The following is a 17,670-nucleotide window of genomic DNA, read 5'->3' as shown; positions in this document are numbered from 1 at the left end:
GGTTTGTCTGGTTCGCCATGACGGCGGAAAGGCTCAGCGGTCGTCTTCGACCTGCGGATTGAAGGCGTCCTCGGTGATGGCGTAGCCGCGGCGCAGTTCCTCCATGCGCTCGATGCGGCCGCGCGACTGGGTGGCAAGGCGGGCGGTCAGCGCCGCGATCAGCGCCTCGGTCTGGGCGATCGCCGGCACCATGGTGTCGTAGGGCGAGACCGTGTCGACCGGCGCCATCAGCGTCACAGTGGCGAAATCGGCGATCGGCGAGACCCAGCGGTCGGTGAAGAGCACGATGCGCGCTCCTTGCGTCGCCGCCTGGCGAGCGAAACGGATCGTGTCGTTCTGGTACCGGCGGTAGTCGTAGACGAAGAGCACGTCGCGCTTGCCGAGATCGACGAGTTGGTCGACCTGATCGGCCTGGCTGCCGTTGATCCAGCGCGTGTCGCCGCGCAGCTGCTTCATATGCGACCAGAGCAGGCCGGCGAGAAAGCCGCTGAAGCGACCGCCGAGGCAATGGATGCGGGCGCTCATGTCGGCTGCGGCATCGACCGCGGCCTCGAAATCTTCCGAAGGCAGCATCTGCATCGAGGATTCCAGCGCGTGGATGCTGGCGCGCAGGAAATACTGGTAGAAATTCTCCTGCTCCAGCGACGGCCGCCGTTCGTCGAGCATCGAGAGCGGCGAGCTCATGCGCTCCTGCACTTCGCTGAGAAGCGCCTTCTGGAACTCCGGATAGCCCTCGAAGCCGAGCTTGTTGGCAAAGCGCACGACTGTCGGATTGCTGACGCCGGCGGCGGCAGCGAGATGCGCGACCGTGTTCAGCCCTGCTGCCGGATAGTTCGACAGCATCTGCCTGACGATCTTCAGTTCCGAGCGCGTGAAGGTGATCGCGCCGTCGGTCAGTCGGTCCCGGATTGCCACGATTTCTGCCTCCCAAAAATGATGGCGTGAACCCCAATTTCTACTTTTTGTTACAGAATTACTAGCAGAGAATGTTTTTTGAAACAAGATTGACATTTGGTCGATCTGCGATAACGTTCATTTCGGGAACGGGCCCGAGCCAAAAATATGAGACGGGCCGAAAATTTGGGGGAATGCGGATGGTGCGCGTCAGGCGAGAAACCGTCTTTGGTATCCTTGTAACGTCTCTGCCGCTTCTGGCTGCCGCCGTCATCGCCTCGCTGTTCTTTCCGGGCAGCGGCGAGCGCCTGGTGACGCTCTACATGATCAACGTCATCGCCGTGCTCGGCATCGGCATCTATGCCGGCAATTCCGGCATCGTTTCCTTCGGCCACGTCGGCTTCATGGCGATCGGAGCCTATGCGTCGGGCCTGTTGACGCTCAACCCGATCATCCAGAAGACGGCGCTGCCGCATCTGCCGGAATGGCTGGCGGGCATCGGCATGCCCTTCCTGCCGGCGCTTGTGCTTGCGCTGGTCGTGGTCGCCTTGGTCGCGGTGCTGATCGGTATTCCGGTGGCGCGCCTTGGCGGCTCATCGGCCTCGATCGCCACCCTCGGCTTCCTTGTCATCGTGCATGTCGTGCTCGTCGCCTCGACCGACTTCACCCGCGGCAGCCAGACCTTTTTCGGCATCCCGCGCGCGGTCAATCTCTGGGTGGCGCTGCCCTTTGCCATCGCGGCCGTCGCGGTCGCGCGCCTCTATCGGGATTCGAGCGCCGGCCTGAAGCTCCGGGCCTCGCGCGAGGACGAGATCGCCTCGACCGCCGTCGGCGTCAACGTCAAGCTGCACCGCTTCTTCGCCTGGGTTCTGGGTGCCCTGCTTGCCGGTGCCGCCGGCGCGCTGCTTGCGCATTTCCTCGGCGCCTTCTCGCCCAAGGACTTCTATTTCAACCTGACCTTCATGCTGCTGGCGATGCTGATCCTTGGCGGCATCACCACGGTCTCGGGTGCCGTCGGCGGCGCCGCGGTGATCATGCTGATCGTCGAGTTGTTGCGTAAGCTCGAAGGCGGCGTCGATCTCGGCTTTCTTAGGCTGCCGACGGTTTTCGGCCTCACCGATATCGGCATCGGCGTCGCGATCCTCGTGGTGATGTATCGCCTGCAGGACGGCCTCTTCGGCGTGCGCGAGCTCGACGAGCGTTTCGGCTGGTTCAAACGCTCTGCTTCAAAAAGCGTCGCCAGCTCTGCGCCGGCGGTAGTTACCCCTTTGACCGGGCAGCGCGTGCTCCAGGTCGAAAACCTCGGCAAGAGGTTTGCCGGGCTCGTGGCACTGGAGAACGCCAATTTCGAGATCAAGCCCGGTCTCGTCACCGGCCTCATCGGCCCGAACGGTGCCGGCAAGTCGACCTTGATCAACAGCGTTTCCGGCGTCGTTCCGCCGTCGACCGGCCGCGTCTTGATCGATGGGCAGGATGTTGCCTCGCTCGCCGTTCACGCCGTTCCGGTCGCGGGTCTTGCGCGCACCTTCCAGAACATCCGCCTGTTCAAGAACCTGACGGTGCTCGAAAACGTCACGGTCGCGGCGAGTGCGTTGAAGGCCGATGGCGAGGACCCGGCCGCCCGCGCCATGACGGTGCTGGCCGAAGTGGGCCTCGGGGACTTTGCCGACAGGCTGGCCGGCACGCTCTCCTATGGGGCCCAGCGTCGGCTCGAGATCGCCCGTGCACTGGCGCTGAAACCGCGCTACCTGCTGCTCGACGAACCGGCCGCGGGCATGAATCCGGCCGAGACCGAAGAGCTGATGCATGTGCTCGACCGCATCCGCACGAAGTATCGCCTTGGACTGCTCGTCGTCGAGCACGATCTGAAGCTGATCATGCGGCTCTGCGACGTTGTCGTCGTGCTCAACAAGGGCCAGCAGATCGCCATCGGCACGCCGGCGGAGATCCAGGCCAATCCTGAAGTCATCGAGGCCTATATCGGTCGCCGCCGCTCATCGGCGCAGGCGCGAAGCGAGCAGGGGGAAGTCTCCGGGCTCCCGTCCAGCGCGCCGGGTCTGCGCAATCCTGCATAATCAAGAGAGGGAGCTTTTCAGATGAAAAAGAACGTCAAGGCCCTGTGCCTCACCACCATGCTCGGCGGTTTCGTGCTGTCGCCGCTGCCGGCCCTTGCGGAAGACCTGGTCATCGGCCTTGCGACCGCGCAGACCGGCGGTCTCGCGCCCTATGACCAGCCGTCGCTGAAGGGCCTGGAAATGGCCGTCGAGGAGATCAATGCCGCTGGTGGTGCGGCCGGCAAGTTCCCGATCAAGCTCGTCGCCAAGGACACCCGTTCGGATGCGGCCCAGACGGCGCTGGTGGCACAGGAACTGGTCGACCAGGGCGTCAAGATCATGATCACGCCCTGCGACGCCGATCCGTCGATTGCCGCCGGCCAGGTAACCCAGGCCGCTCAGATCCCGGCCTTCTCCTTCTGCGCGACGACACCGACCATGCCGCTCGCCGTCGGCGACTATATGTTCGGCAATTATCCGGCCGACAACGTCCAGGCATCGGTGCTTGCGACCTATGCCACCGAGAAGGGTTACAAGAAGGCCTATATCCTGAAGTCGCCCGACAGCGCCTATACGCTGAAGCTCCCCGAATACTTTGCCGCCGCCTTCACCGCCAAGGGCGGCGAGCTTTTGGGCGAGGGCACATTCAGCATGGGCCAGCAGGATTTCGGCGCCGAAGTCACCAAGATCAAGGCGATGAACCCGGCGCCGGACGTCATCATGACGGCGGCCTACGAGCCTGATTTTCCGGCCTTCATCCGCCAGTTGCGCGGTGCCGGTGTGACGATCCCGATTCTCGGCAGCGATGGCATCGACTCGCCGACCACCTTCGGCCTTGGCGCGACCGTCGACGGCGTCGTCTTCACCACCGCCGGCTTTGCCAGCGAAGGCAGCCCGCTCGCCGACTTCAACGTGAAGTACAAGGAGAAGTTCGGCCAGGTGCCGGACACGGTCTATATCGCCAACGGCTACGACCTCGGCAAGGTGATCGACGCGGCGGTGACGGAAGCCAACAGCATCGATCCGGTCGCCATCCGCAACGCGATCGCCTCGCTCGAAAACGTCCAGGGTGTGACCGGCCCGATCAGCTATGCCGGCACGCAAGGCATGCCGCTGCGCGCGGTCTCGCTGGTGCGCATCGAAGGCGGCAATCGCGAGCTGATCAGCCAGGGCGTTCCGGCGGCCGCCGATATTCCGGCTCCCTGATCCGCTGTCATTTGGCGATCCCCGCTTTGTCGGGGATCGCCCCCGCTGCCTGCGTCGCCTCGCAATTCATGGCAAAGGACTTTGCCCCGATGATGATGAGTGAAATTCCCGTCCCGAAGCCGCTTCTGGAAGTGAGCGGTCTCAAGGTCGCCTATGGCGCCGTCGAGGCGCTGAAGGGCGTCGACCTCACCGTCGGCAAGGGGCAGATCGTCACGCTGCTTGGCGCCAATGGGGCCGGCAAGAGCTCGACCTTGAACGCGCTCGTCGGGTTGGCCGCGAAGAAGGCCGGGCGCGTCTCGTTCAACGGCCAGGATATTTCCAGTCTCGCGCCGGAACAGATCGTCCGGCTCGGCATGACGCTGACGCCGGAGGGGCGGCGCATCTTTCCGAGCCTGACGGTCGACGAACACCTGCTGCTCGGCGGCGCCATGCACAAGGCGCGCGGGGCGATAGCTGAGGTGCGGGAAGACATGCTGTCACGCTTCCCGATCCTGAAAGAGCGGCTCACGCAGAAGGCCGGATCGCTCTCTGGCGGCGAGCAGCAGATGCTGGCGATCGCCCGCTCGATGATGTCGTCGCCGGATCTCTTGCTGCTCGACGAACCTTCGCTGGGGCTGGCGCCGCAGGTGGTCGACCTGATCTTCGATCTGATCGCCGGTCTCCGGCAGAAGGGCCTGACGATCCTGCTCGTCGAGCAGAACGTCTCGCTGTCGCTCGAGATCGCCGATACCGGCTATGTCATGGCCAATGGCCAGATCGTACTGTCGGGTACGGCTGCCGAACTCCGCAATTCAACAGAAATCCAGGGCGCCTATCTCGGCGCCTGAGCCGAGTGCGTGGAGGTCAAAACCATGGACATGTTCCTGCAGCAGCTCGTCAATGCGCTGAGCCTCGGCGGCACCTACGCGCTTCTCGCTCTCGGGCTCGCGGTCGTCTTCTCGATCATGGGGCTCATCAACTTCGCCCATGGCGAGCTGATGACGGCCGCCGGCTACGGGCTCTGCTTTGCGCTATTGCTGGGCCTGCCGTTTCCGCTCGCCGTCTGCGCGGCGCTGATGATCGCGATCGTGCTTGCGATGCTGATGGAGCGCATCGCCTTTCGGCCGGTGCGCGGCGCCAGCGGCACGACGCTGCTTCTGACGAGCTTTGCCGTCAGTGCGATCCTGCGCGTGATCTTCCAGAATTTCATTTCCGCCCGTCCGAAGCCGGTGCCGATGCCCGAGAGCTTTTCCGGCACGATCGAGATCGGCGGTCTGCATCTCGGCCTCATCCAGGGCACCTCGATCCTCGTCACCATCATCATGCTCGCCGGTCTCAACCTCTTCCTGCGCACGACCGTGCTCGGCCGCGCGATGCGCGCCGCTTCGGAAGATTTTGCCATCGTGCGGCTGATGGGCATCCGCGCCAATGCCGTCGTCGCCACCGCCTTTGCGATCTCCGGCCTGCTCGCCGGTGTCGCCGGCATCCTCTGGGTGGCGCAGCGCGGCAGCGTCGATCCGCTGATGGGTTTCCTGCCGGTGCTGAAGGCCTTCATCGCCGCGATCATCGGCGGGCTCGGCAGCCTGTCCGGTGCCGTTGCCGGTGGCTTTCTGCTCGGCTTCATCGAGGTGTTCCTACAGGCCTACCTGCCGGAAGGGCTGCTCAGCTACCGCGACGCCTTCACCATTCTGCTGGTCATTGGCGTGTTGCTCTTCGCACCGCAGGGCCTGCTTGCGCGGAAAACGATCGTCAAGCTCTAAACACGCAGCGGCCGGCGACCGGCTGCTGGACGCAATGGTAAAACGCCGCGATGGAAGTCCGTCGCGGCGTTTGTCTTTGTTGAGGCGGCCAGGCGGATCTGTTGTCCCTATTCGCCGGGCAGCGGTGCGAGGCACGCGCGTCCAAATTGGCCCAAAGACGAAAACGCCGCGGGGAGGGCCGCGGCGTCTCGTTGGCGCTTTTCCTTGATCGAGCAATCCGGACGGAGACCCTCCGGAATTGCTTGAGGGGATCAGCGTGCCGGCGGTGCGTACATCAGGCCGCCCTGGCTCCAGAGTTTGTTGAGGCCGCGCTCGATCTTGAGCGGGCTGTCCTTGCCGAGGTGGCGTTCGAAGATTTCGCCATAGTTTCCGACGGCGGAAACCACCTGGTAGGCCCACTTCGGGTCGAGGCCGAGTGACTTGCCGGCCTCGTTCTCGATGCCGAGGAAGCGCTTCTGAGCAGTCGTCCCGCTTTCGAGCAGTTTGGCGGCATTGTCCTTGGTGATCCCGAGTTCTTCGGCTTCGACCAGCGCGAACAGCGTCCAGCGCACGACCTTGAACCACTGATCGTCGCCCTGGCGGACGGCCGGGCCGAGCGGCTCCTTGGAGATCACTTCGGGTAGCACGACGAAACGGTCGGGGTCGTTCAGCGTCAGGCGCTGGGCGTAGAGTGCCGAAGCGTCGGTCGAATAGACGTCGCAGCGGGCGGTATTGAAGGCTTGGATCGTCTGATCGGCCTTTTCGAAGGCGACCACCTGGTACTGGATATTGTTGGCGCCGAAATAGTCGGCCATGTTCTGCTCGGTCGTCGTTCCGGTCTCGGTGCAGACAGAGGCGCCCGAAAGTTCCTTGACGCTCTTCACGCCAAGGTCGTTGCGCACCATGAAGGCCTGGCCGTCATAGTAGTTGACGCCGACGAAGCTCATGCCGAGGTCTGTGTCGCGCGACAGCGTCCAGGTGGTCTGGCGCGACAGAAGGTCGGCCTCGCCCGATTGTAGCGCGGTGAAGCGCTCCTTGGTCGAGAGCGGCACGTATTTCACCTTGTCAGCATTACCGAGTGCCGCGGCGGCCACTGCGCGGCAGAAGTCGATGTCGAAGCCGCCCCACTCGCCCTTGTCGTTGGGCGCGGAAAAGCCAAGCACGCCCTGGCTGACGCCGCAGCGAAGCTCGCCGCGTTCCTTGATGACGTCGAGCATGCCGGCGTTGGCGGCGGTGCCGGCGAGGAATGCCGCGCTCGCCAGTGCTAGAACTCCAAGTTTCATTGTCCTGTTCTCCTCTTTTTCATGTTTTAAGGCATGCGTCTTCGCTACCGGGATGCGTCCATATCCCGGCCGATCTGTCTTGTTTTGCTGCTGTTGACCCGACCCTAGCCGAGCGTTTTCGATACGTCCGCGAAGGTCTCTTCGAGCACGGCGATCAGGTGATCGGCATCGCGCTTCGAGAAGATCATCGGCGGGCGCATTTTCAGAACATTGTCATGCGGGCCTTCCGTGCCCATCAGCACGCCGCGGCGGCGGGCGCCGTTGGAGACGGCCCGGGCGAATTCGGTTGCCGGCGCCTTCGTCTTGCGGTCGGCGACGAGTTCGATGCCGAGGAAGAGGCCCATGCCGCGGACGTCGCCGATCACCTCGTAGCGGACCTGCATGGCGCGGAAGGCATCCATCAGGTAGTTGCCGATCTTCAGCGCATTGCCGCGCAGGTCCTGTCCCTCGATCACGTCGAGCACGGCGAGACCGACGGCGCAGGAGACCGGGTTGCCGCCGAAGGTGTTGAAATACTCCATGCCGTTGTTGAAGTTGTCGGTCACTTCCCGGGTCGTGACGACGGCTGCGAGCGGATGGCCATCGCCGATCGGCTTGCCCATGGTGACGATGTCGGGCACGACCCCTTGCGTCTCGAAGGCCCACCAATGGCTGCCGACGCGGCCGAAGCCGACCTGAACTTCGTCGGCGATGCAGACGCCGCCCGCCTCGCGCACCAGTCGATAGACTTCCTTCAGGTAACCTTCCGGCAGGAACACTTGGCCGGCCACGCTCGGGATCGATTCCGCGATGAAGAAGCCGGGGCCCTCGCCCTTGGCCCTCATCGCCGCGATCAGTTCGGCAACGCTTTCGGCGAAGCGCTTGCCGTGTTCCTCGACCGGCCAGTCCGCCGGTGCATGATAGCTGTCCGGAATGGTTGCCACATGGATGTGCGGCTTCTGTCCCTTGCCGCCCTTGCGGCGGAACTTGTAGGGGCTGATGTCGATCAGTTCCTGGGTCGTACCGTGATAGGACCAGTCGAGCGTGATCGCATTCTCGCGGCCGGTATGGGCGCGCATCAGTCTGAGAGCCAGGCCGTTCGCCTCGGAACCGCTGTTGACGAAGCCGGCAACCGTCAATTCCTTCGGCAGCGTTGCCGTCAGCCGTTCGGCATAGGCGACGATGTTGTCGTGTAGGTAGCGGGTGTTGGTGTTGAGGATGGCCGCCTGCTTGGCCATCGCCTCGACCACCGCCGGATGGGCGTGGCCGATGTGGCAGACATTGTTGAAGCAGTCGAGATAGGCACGGCCGCTGTCGTCGATCAGCCACACACCTTCGCCGCGCACGAACTTGATCGGCTTGTCGTAGGAGATCGAGAGGTTCGGCAGCAGCAGTTCCTTGCGCCGCTTGACGATCTCCTCGTGCGAGCGGCCTTTCTTCTCGTAGAATTCCTCGGCGATGCCGGCAAAGGTACGCGCATCCGGGAACAGTTCGGCCCAGACGTCGAGAAACTGCGGCTCGCCGACGCCGAGGATTTCGGTCGCGGTCAGGCTGGTGTCGGCCGAAAGCTGCAGGTGCAGATGCGGCGCCCAGCCGCCGTTTTCCTTCGGCGCTCCCATCTCGCCGACGAGTGCGCCGGCCTCCAACCTGTCGCCGGCCTTGATGCGTCCCATGGCCTCATGCGCCATGTGGCCCCAGAGCGTCACGAAGGGCGGGCAGCCCTCCGGCTCGTGGCGAAGCGCGATCAGGCAACCGTAACCGAGTGGGTCTTTCTCGATCTCGACGCTGACGACGGTTGCGGCAAGCGGGGTGTAGACCTTCGTGCCGGCGGCCATGAACAGGTCGAGGCCGAGATGGCGGGTGCGGCGGGTGTGGTCGATGAAGCGAGAGACGAACATGTCGCCGGCATAGACGGTGCGTTCCTCGCCCCAGGGACCGATGCCGAGCTCAACGCCATGCGCGCGGCAATAATCCTCCCAGATCGCCTGGGCTTCGTCGGGCTGTTCACCTGATGACTTCACCGTCATCGGATGCTTGGGGTCGCCATAGGGCACCAGCGCCGCCGGATAGGTGGCGGCCGGCCTTTCGAGCAGCGGCTTCAGCGTCTTGCGGTTGGCATTGATCCAGGCGGCGACGCTCCTGGCGCCGGAAATGGCCTCGAAGCCGCAGGCCTTGCGCAGGATGGCGGTGGCGAAGCGCGGGTTCATCCGGTCGAGTTTGCGTAAGAGCGCCCAGGCCGGACGTTCGCTGATCGCGAGGTAGGGATTGTCGTCGGTGTGGGTGCGGCGAGAGGCCGAGATGGTCACGGAGGTCACGAGGCGCATGGCAATGAGATCGAACAGCAGGTCGACCTCTTCTTCCGTCAGCGGATACTCCGCATGGAAGCCGCGGGCGATCGCGGCTGCGGCACCGATCGGATCGGGATGGTCGAGCCCGGCATAGGCGGCGGCGATCGCCACTTCGGCAATGACGGGCGCGTGCAGCGCATCACCGAAATCGATCAGGCCGGAGATAGTGTCGTGATCGGCCTTGTCGACGAGCACGTTCCAGTCGTTGGCGTCATTGTGGATGACGGCGGCGCGAAGGGTGGCGAGCCGCGGCGCGACGGATTTTTCGAAGCGGACAAGGAAGCGCTCGAGCAAAGCGCGGTCCTCGGCGACGGTGACGTGATGCAGCCGATCCGCCGAGCGGCCGGCATGGCGGATATCCCAGTCGAGATCGCGCAGCGCGCCCGGATGCATGAAGCCCTTGAGCGAGGCATCGAAGCGGCCGAGCATCTGCCCGAGCGATTGCAGCGCCGCATCGCTGCGGCCGGTTTCGGCGAGCGGCAGGCCTTCGACCCAGCTCACCAGTCGCAGGCGATGCGTGACGCCGCGCGCGCTCATGGTCGAAGCGAGACTCGAGCCCGACAGCGTCGGGCGGATATGCGGCACCGGCAGGTCGGCGGCCTGTACGCCGACATGCTTCAGCAGCGCCGTCTGGAAATCGCTTTCGACTTCGGGTTCGGCACCGTTGATGATCTTCAGGATATAGATGCCGCCACCTTCGGCTTCGACCTTGAAGTTCTGGTCGCGTTCACTGGCAAGCAGCGAAAGCGCGCCGGTCAGGCCATAGTGCTCCTTCAGCAGCGCCGCTGCGGCATCGGTCGAAAAGTCAGGTGTCGTCTTCAGCATATCGTTCATGGGGACCCTCATCTGTTGGCGAGACTTACATGAGCGGCCCAGCGATGCATCCGGCAATATGCCGGTTGCACCGGCACTATGTTTATAATAACCGTCATCTTGTCGGCGGGTCCCGGAGGAGCAGACATGCAGGACATAGATGCGATCGACCGCACGATCCTCAGCATTCTGTCGCAAGAGGCGCGCATCCCGATGAAGTCGCTGGCCGGCCGGATCGGTCTTTCTCGAAGTGCGACGACCGAGCGGGTCAGCCGGCTGGAAAAGGCCGGCGTCATCCGCGGCTATCGCGCCGATATCGGGCAATTGGAGGAGGGCACGATCCAGGCCTTCCTGCTGGTGACCTTGAAGCGCACGCCGTCGATCGGCGTGCTCGACCGGCTGGCCGGCTTTTCCGCCGTCCGCAAGGTTTCCTCCGTCAGCGGCCAGCTCGATCTCGTCGTCGAGGTGGAGGTGGGGTCGATCAACGCCCTCAACGAACTGCGCAACGAAGTGGCGACGATGGACAATGTCGAGGACCTGACGACCTCGATCGTGCTCCGGCGGGATATCGAGCGGAGCTGATACGCTGGCGGATATGCGCTGGAGTTGATGCCTCAGCCTTCGCTCAGCATTTCCGCTTCGCCGCCGAAACGTTCGAGCAGCGAACGGCGCACGCGGCCGATGTCGCGCATCGGCGGCTCGCCGAAATGGCGGGCATATTCGCGGCTGAACTGGGACTGGCTTTCGTAACCCACCTGATGGCCGGCATCGCCCGCGTCGAGGCTCTCCTCCAGCATCAGCCGCCGCGCTTCCTGCAGCCGGAGCTGCTTCTGGTACTGCAGCGGGCTCATGGCGGTGATCGCCTTGAAATGATGGTGCAGCGACGAGACGCTCATCGAGACGCGGTTGGCGAGGTCGTCGATCCTGAGCGGGCGCGAATAATGCTCCTTGAGCCAGGCGACGGCGCGGCCCACCTGATGCGGCTGGCTGTCGGCCGTCGCCATCTGCCGCAGGCGGTGGCCGTGCGGCCCGGTCAAGAGGCGATAGAGGATTTCCTGCTCGATCAGCGGCAGCAGGGCCGGCCTGTCTTCCGGTCGCTCAAGCAGGCGCAGCAGTCGCAGCGCTGCGTCTTCGAGATCGGCGGTGATCTTGCTCACCGTCATGCCGCGGGCCGAGGCGGCGGGTTGCGGCAGTTGCGGCAAGGATGCGAGCAGCGCCTGGATCTTGCCGGGGTCGAGCGTGAAGGCCATGCTGAGATAAGGTTCCTCCGCCGAGGCCTCGCAGACCTGGGAGAGAACCGGCAGATCGATCGAGGTCAGCAGATAGTCCGAGGCACCGTAGATCAATGTCTCTTCACCGAGCACCACGCGCTTCGCGCCTTGCACGATGATGGCCAGGCTTGGCCGATAGGCGGAGCAATTGACCGGAGCGTCGCCGCCATGGCGATGAAGGGTCAGCCCGGAAATCTCGGTCATGTGGTCGCCGTCTCGCTCGGCAAACCGGGCAATGACATCGATCATCTGGTGGCGGGTGGTCTGTCGCGTGACTGTCATAATCTATGGCCTTTCCAGATGCTTAGCATTGTCTGAGGTGCTGCTCAGATAAGGCTGCCGTGCGACATCTCCAGTGGGCTTACCGCAAACTCGGAGGATCGTGCAAAAACTTTGCAGGATCGCTCTAACGCCCTTGCCGTCAGCGCGCCCATAGTCAGCGGTGCGTCAGGCCGGACTCCCTCCGGACCTGCACCCTTTCCCAAAAAGAAGGACAGACTGATGGCCATTGCAAGAGGATATGCGGCGACCGATGCGTCGAAGCCGCTTACGCCCTTCACCTTCGAGCGTCGCGAACCGCGCGACGACGATGTGGTGATCGAGATCAAATATTGCGGCGTCTGCCATTCCGACATTCACCAGGCCCGCAACGAATGGGGCAATTCGGCGTTCCCGATGGTTCCCGGCCACGAGATCGTCGGCATCGTGACGGCGGTCGGTTCCAAGGTCACCAAGTTCAAGGTCGGTGACCGCGCCGGCGTCGGCTGCTTCGTCGATTCCTGCACCACCTGCGCCACGCGCGACGTGGATCTGGAACACTACATGCCTGGTTTGATCGTCACCTATAACGGTGTCGAAGCCGACGGCAAGACGCCGACCCAGGGCGGCTATTCCGACAGCATCGTCGTCAAGGAAGGCTATGTGCTGTCGATCCCTGAGAACCTGCCGCTCGATGCCGCAGCACCGTTGCTTTGCGCCGGCATCACGCTTTACTCGCCGCTGCGTCACTGGAAGGCCGGCCCGGGCAAGAAGGTCGCCATCGTCGGCATGGGCGGCCTCGGCCACATGGGCGTCAAGCTGGCGCACGCGATGGGCACGGATGTGACCGTTCTCAGCCAGACGCTTTCCAAGAAGGAAGACGGGCTGAAGCTCGGTGCCGACCACTACTACGCCACCAACGACCCCGAGACCTTCAAGGCGCTGCAGGGCACGTTCGACCTGATCATCTGCACCGTCGCTGCCGAGATCGACTGGAACGCCTACGTCAATCTCCTGAAGGTCGACGGTGATTTCGTTCTGGTCGGCATTCCGGAAAATGCGGTGCCGGTGCACGCATTCTCGCTGGTACCGGCGCGCCGCAGCATCTCCGGTTCGATGATCGGCTCGATCAAGGAGACCCAGGAGATGCTCGACTTCTGCGGCGAGCACGGCATCGTCTCGGAAATCGAAACGATCCGCATCCAGCAGATCAACGAGGCCTATGAGCGGGTCATCAAGAGCGACGTGCGCTATCGTTTCGTGATCGACATGGCATCGCTGGCAGAGTGATAAGGCGATGGCGCGGTGAATCTCCTAGACGTGCCGCGCCAGTCGGGACGGTGGTGGGAGCGTCAGACTCCCCTCTGCCCTGCCGGGCATCTCCCCCACAAGGGGGGAGATCGACTTAGGGCACGGTCTCGCTCGACGATGATGCTGATATTGCGAAGCCCCTGACATCCATTGAGCAATCATCAGATTGCTGATGGAATGGGACATTCCGGCTTGTGGATCTCCCCCCTTGTGGGGGAGATGCCCGGCAGGGCAGAGGGGGGTATCTTCCGCGCCTACTGACCGCAACGCCTCGCTCACACCAGCGGCAGCGGCCCGTCGTTCTTGATCTCTTCCATCACCGCATAGGTACGGGTCTCCTTGACGCCCGGCAGCGTCCAGAGCACCTGGCCGAGAAAGTTGCGGTAGGCAGCCATGTCCTCGAAGCGGGTCTTGATCAAATAGTCGAAGCCGCCTGCCACCATGTGACATTCGAGCACGGCTGGCGCCTGTTTGACGGCGGCCGCGAACTGATCGAAGACATCGGGCGTCGTCTTGTCGAGCATGACCTCGATGAAGACGAGGAGCCCGAAGCCAAGCTTTTGCGGGTCGAGCCTTGCGCCGAAGCCCGAGACGTATCCCTCCTTCAAGAGCCGGCGCAGGCGTTCGCTGGTTGCCGTCGGCGACAGGCCGATGCGATCGGCAAGTTCCAGGTTGGTGATGCGGCCATCGGCCTGGAGGATGTTCAGAATTCTACGGTCAATCTTATCGATCTGATGCATGGTGCCTCCCGCCCGTGCCTCAGGCGGCAAGTCGCGTTTCCGCGAGCTTCACCCAGTAGGAGATGCCGTGCGGGATCGCCTCGTCATTGAAGTCGTAGGCGGGGTGATGCAGCCCGGCGGTCTCGCCGTTGCCCATGAACACGAAGGCGCCGGGGCGCGCGAGCAGCATGTAGGAGAAATCTTCGCCGCCCATCATCGGGTCGAGCGAAGGCTTGACGTTGCCTTCGCCGGCGATCTCGGCCGCGGCCTTCAAGGCGTAGCCGGTCTCTTCCGCATGGTTCACGGTCACCGGATAGTTGCGGTTGTACTGGACGGTGACGGTCGCGCCATAGAGGCCGGCGACACCCTCGGCGATCGTTCGGATGCGGTTCTCGCCGATATCGCGCACCTCGGGCACGAGCGTGCGTACCGTGCCGCCGAGCACGGCCTCTTCCGGGATGACGTTGTGGGCAAAGCCGGCATTGAACTTGGTGACCGAGACGACGACCGAGGCGAGCGGATCGACGGTGCGCGACGCGATCGTCTGCAGCGCGGTGACGATCTGCGTGCCGACCACGATCGGGTCGATCGTCTTGTGTGGCTGGGCCGCATGGCCTCCACGGCCCTTGATGGTGATGGTGAACTCGTCGGTCGAAGCCATGATCGGCCCGACACGGCTGCCGAAATGACCGATCGGCATGCCCGGCATGTTATGCATGCCGTAGACTTCCTCGATCGCAAAGCGCTCCATCATGCCGTCCTTGACCATCTCGTTGCCGCCGCCACCGCCTTCTTCGGCGGGCTGGAAGATGACGGCGACATTGCCGGCGAAGTTGCGGGTCTCGGCGAGATACTTGGCCGCTCCGAGAAGCATGGCCGTATGGCCGTCATGGCCGCAGGCGTGCATCTTGCCTGACGTCTGCGACGCCCAGGCCTTGCCGCTTGTCTCGGTGATCGGCAGCGCATCCATGTCGGCGCGAAGCCCGATGGTGCGGCCCGCGCCGAGACTGCCGCGGATCAGACCGACGACGCCGGTGCGGCCGAGCCCCGTCACGACTTCGTCAACGCCGAATTCCTTCAGTTTCTTTTCGACGAAGGATGCCGTATTTTCGACCGCAAACAGGAGCTCCGGGTTCCTGTGCAGATGGCGCCGCCATTCGGTGACTTCGTTCTGGAGCTCGGCGGCACGGTTGAGTATCGGCATCGGTTCGTCCTGTCGGTCTGTTCGATTACTAATTGTATCTGCGTCTCTGCGGTGGATTGGCAAGGCTGCCCGTGAATGGGCTTTGCCATCTCCTCGCCATATAGGCTAAATAGCCGGACGAGACGAGGCAACAGCGGAATTTCGAGGTTCTATCGTGGTGACAGCAGGATTTTTCACGCGCGGCAAGATGAAGGCGCTGGGAGTGACGGTGGCGACCTGCGCGACGCTTCTTGCGGCGCTGCCGGCTGCGGCCAATCCGAGACTCGTCGTCGACGTCAATTCGCTGAAGGTCTACGAGCACCAGGACATCTTCCAGAAATGGTATCCGGCGTCGCTCACCAAGCTGATGACGGCCTATACGACCTTCCGCGCGATCAAGTCGGGACAGCTTACGCTCGAAAGTCCGGTTATCATGACCAAGAACGCGGCGTCCGAGCCGCCGAGCAAGATGTTCTACAAGCCCGGCCAGGCGATGACGCTCGACAGCGCGCTGAAGATGATGCTGGTCAAGTCCGCAAACGACATCGCCGTGGCAATCGCCGAGACGGTCGGCGGTTCGGAACCCGCCTTCATCGAGCGGATGAATGCCGAAGCACGCCGCATCGGCATGACTTCTTCGAACTTCATCAACGCCAACGGTTTGCCCGGCCCCGGCCAGTACACGACGGCGCGTGACCTCGCCGTGCTGGCGATCACGCTCAAGCGCGAGTTCCCGCAGTACGCTTCCTATTTCTCGCTGGAAGGTTTCACCACCGGCAAGAAGGACTATCCGAACTACAATATGCTGATCGGCCGCTTCGAAGGTGCTGATGGCATGAAGACCGGCTTCATCTGCGCGTCCGGCTTCAACCAGGTTTCGTCTGCCACCCGTGACGGGCGCAGCGTCGTTTCGGTCGTGCTCGGCGAGAGCAGCCTCGGCGCGCGCGCGGACGAATCCGCGCGGCTCATGCAGATGGCGCTGACGACGAGCGGCAACGGCAAGCCATCGCTTGTGCAGATCGCGCCCTATGGCGAGACGCGCGACACGGTGGCCGATGTCAGCAAGCAGATCTGCTCGAAGGCAGCGGCCAAGGTCCGCAGCGAAGGCCGCGACGAGGCCGGCCGCCAGAAGCTGCTTTCGCCATATGTCCACGAAATCAACCGGCCGCTGAAGCTCGCCTTCGCCGGTCTTATCGCCGGCAGCGGTGAAAAGGCACCGAAGCTTGCCGGCGATCCGGTCGGCCAGGGCGACGTCGCCAATGTGCCGATCCCCGTGCCGCGGCCGACCTTTTGATCGGAGTTCATGATGGTTAGTCCTATGCCGGCGGTGCCGGTCTCGATCCTCACCGGCTTTCTCGGTGCGGGCAAGACGACGTTGCTCAACCGGCTGCTGAAGGATCCCGATCTCTCCGACACGGCCGTCATCATCAACGAGTTCGGCGACGTTTCGATCGACCACCTGCTGGTGGAAGCCTCCAGCGATGGGGTCATCGAGCTTTCCGACGGCTGCCTCTGCTGCACCGTGCGCGGCGAACTGGTCGACACGCTCGCCGATCTCATGGACCGGATGCAGATCGGGAAGATCAAGCCGCTGAAGCGCGTCGTCATCGAAACGACTGGGCTTGCCGATCCGGCGCCGGTGCTGCAATCGGTGATCGGCAATCCCATCATCGCGCAGAATTTCCGCCTGGACGGCGTGGTCACTGTCGTTGACGCCGTCAATGGCTTGCAGACGATCGCCAATCACGAGGAAGCCCTGAAACAGGTCGCAGTCGCAGACCGCATCGTCATCAGCAAGACTGGTCTTGCCGATGCGTCTGAGCGCGACGCGCTGACGGCCCGGATCCGGGCGCTCAACCCGCGTGCGCCGCTCATCGACGGCGACAGCGACGAGGCGGGACGTTCGGCGCTTTTCGCCTGCGGCCTCTATGACCTATCCTCCAAGATTGCCGATGTCGGCCGCTGGCTGCAGGACGAGGCGCATCACGATGATGGCCACCACCGTCATCTCCACGATCATGGTGACCACCATCATGATCATGACCATGACCACGATCACAATCATGTCCACGAACATCACCATCATCATCATCATGATGTGAACAGGCATGGCGGCGACATCCGCTCGTTCAGCATCGTGCACGACCGGCCGATCGAGCCGATGGCGCTCGACATGTTCATCGACTTGCTGCGTTCGGCACATGGCGAGAAGCTGCTGAGGATGAAGGCGATCGTCGCGGTTGCCGACAGGCCGGATCGGCCGCTGGTGCTGCATGGCGTGCAGAACGTTTTCCACGCGCCGGAACGACTGGCCGCCTGGCCGGACCCAAACGACCGGCGCACGCGCATGGTGCTGATCACCAAGGGCCTGACGGAGGACTTCGTGCGCGACCTGTTCGACGCCTTTACCGGCAAGCCGCGCATCGACCGGCCGGACGCCCAGGCGCTCTCCGACAATCCGCTCGCCGTTCCCGGCATGCGGTTTTAAGCAAGCTCCAGGAAAAGTGCGAAGCGGTTTTCCGTCCGGAGTTGCGAGCCAGGTTTGAAGCAAGCTCCAGGAAAAGTGCGAAGCGGTTTTCCGTCCGGAGTTGCGCCCGAATAGAACGGGCCAAGCCGCGTCGCGACTTGGTGTG

General features: G+C 63.5%; 14 protein-coding genes. 8 read left to right on the top strand and 6 right to left on the bottom strand.

All coding sequences use genetic code 11. From position 1 onward, the window contains the following. Positions 1-33: 33 nt before the first annotated feature. Complete coding sequence (locus tag QM996_RS13655) at positions 34-915, bottom strand: MurR/RpiR family transcriptional regulator (protein ID WP_500267941.1); 882 nt, start codon at positions 913-915, stop codon at positions 34-36. 179 nt (positions 916-1,094) lie between these two features. Here QM996_RS13655 and QM996_RS13650 point away from each other — a divergent pair, with 179 nt between their 5' ends. From QM996_RS13650 to QM996_RS13635, 4 genes are all read left to right on the top strand, one after another. Beyond that, positions 1,095-2,969 carry a branched-chain amino acid ABC transporter ATP-binding protein/permease gene (locus QM996_RS13650; RefSeq protein WP_500267940.1) on the top strand — a complete coding sequence of 625 codons (1,875 nt, stop codon included), beginning with the start codon at positions 1,095-1,097 and terminating at the stop codon, positions 2,967-2,969. 21 nt (positions 2,970-2,990) lie between these two features. Continuing rightward, positions 2,991-4,154, top strand: coding sequence for an ABC transporter substrate-binding protein (locus tag QM996_RS13645; RefSeq protein WP_500267939.1), 1,164 nt, complete (start codon positions 2,991-2,993; stop codon positions 4,152-4,154). Between the two features lie 89 nt (positions 4,155-4,243). Continuing rightward, positions 4,244-4,981 carry an ABC transporter ATP-binding protein gene (locus tag QM996_RS13640; protein ID WP_500267938.1) on the top strand — a complete coding sequence of 246 codons (738 nt, stop codon included), beginning with the start codon at positions 4,244-4,246 and terminating at the stop codon, positions 4,979-4,981. Between the two features lie 24 nt (positions 4,982-5,005). Continuing rightward, positions 5,006-5,893 carry a branched-chain amino acid ABC transporter permease gene (locus QM996_RS13635; protein WP_173520511.1) on the top strand — a complete coding sequence of 296 codons (888 nt, stop codon included), beginning with the start codon at positions 5,006-5,008 and terminating at the stop codon, positions 5,891-5,893. Between the two features lie 251 nt (positions 5,894-6,144). Here QM996_RS13635 and QM996_RS13630 read toward each other — a convergent pair whose 3' ends face one another. Continuing rightward, positions 6,145-7,155: an amino acid ABC transporter substrate-binding protein gene (locus tag QM996_RS13630; RefSeq protein ID WP_500267937.1), complete on the bottom strand. Its 1,011-nt coding sequence runs from the start codon at positions 7,153-7,155 to the stop codon at positions 6,145-6,147. Between the two features lie 104 nt (positions 7,156-7,259). Beyond that, entirely contained in the window at positions 7,260-10,316 is a 3,057-nt protein-coding gene (locus tag QM996_RS13625; RefSeq protein WP_500267936.1) for an aminotransferase class III-fold pyridoxal phosphate-dependent enzyme, read from the bottom strand. A 78-nt stretch (positions 10,317-10,394) separates the two neighbouring features. Here QM996_RS13625 and QM996_RS13620 point away from each other — a divergent pair, with 78 nt between their 5' ends. After that, complete coding sequence (locus tag QM996_RS13620; protein WP_500267935.1) at positions 10,395-10,877, top strand: Lrp/AsnC family transcriptional regulator; 483 nt, start codon at positions 10,395-10,397, stop codon at positions 10,875-10,877. Between the two features lie 32 nt (positions 10,878-10,909). Here the strand turns inward: QM996_RS13620 and QM996_RS13615 are convergent, their stop codons facing one another. Beyond that, positions 10,910-11,848 (bottom strand): AraC family transcriptional regulator, encoded by a 939-nt coding sequence (locus QM996_RS13615; protein WP_500267934.1) that lies wholly within the window; start codon positions 11,846-11,848, stop codon positions 10,910-10,912. 219 nt (positions 11,849-12,067) lie between these two features. On the opposite strand from QM996_RS13615, the gene QM996_RS13610 reads away from it, so the two are divergent. After that, positions 12,068-13,114 carry an NAD(P)-dependent alcohol dehydrogenase gene (locus tag QM996_RS13610; protein ID WP_500267933.1) on the top strand — a complete coding sequence of 349 codons (1,047 nt, stop codon included), beginning with the start codon at positions 12,068-12,070 and terminating at the stop codon, positions 13,112-13,114. A 296-nt stretch (positions 13,115-13,410) separates the two neighbouring features. On the opposite strand, the gene QM996_RS13605 is transcribed toward QM996_RS13610, so the two are convergent. Together QM996_RS13605 and QM996_RS13600 are read right to left on the bottom strand one after the other, a co-directional pair. Beyond that, on the bottom strand, positions 13,411-13,875 hold the full coding sequence (locus tag QM996_RS13605) for an Lrp/AsnC ligand binding domain-containing protein (protein ID WP_404525111.1): 465 nt from the start codon (positions 13,873-13,875) through the stop codon (positions 13,411-13,413). Between the two features lie 19 nt (positions 13,876-13,894). Next, positions 13,895-15,058 carry a M20 aminoacylase family protein gene (locus QM996_RS13600; RefSeq protein ID WP_500267932.1) on the bottom strand — a complete coding sequence of 388 codons (1,164 nt, stop codon included), beginning with the start codon at positions 15,056-15,058 and terminating at the stop codon, positions 13,895-13,897. A 187-nt stretch (positions 15,059-15,245) separates the two neighbouring features. On the opposite strand from QM996_RS13600, the gene QM996_RS13595 reads away from it, so the two are divergent. Then, positions 15,246-16,331, top strand: coding sequence for a D-alanyl-D-alanine carboxypeptidase family protein (locus QM996_RS13595; RefSeq protein ID WP_500270313.1), 1,086 nt, complete (start codon positions 15,246-15,248; stop codon positions 16,329-16,331). A 12-nt stretch (positions 16,332-16,343) separates the two neighbouring features. Further along, positions 16,344-17,525 carry a CobW family GTP-binding protein gene (locus tag QM996_RS13590; RefSeq protein WP_500270312.1) on the top strand — a complete coding sequence of 394 codons (1,182 nt, stop codon included), beginning with the start codon at positions 16,344-16,346 and terminating at the stop codon, positions 17,523-17,525. Positions 17,526-17,670 lie beyond the last annotated feature (145 nt).

The organism is Sinorhizobium chiapasense, assembly GCF_045277575.1.
GTDB lineage: Bacteria > Pseudomonadota > Alphaproteobacteria > Rhizobiales > Rhizobiaceae > Ensifer > Ensifer chiapasense_A.
The sequence above is the reverse complement of the archived record's forward strand: the minus strand, read 5'-3'. Positions and strand labels throughout refer to the sequence as shown.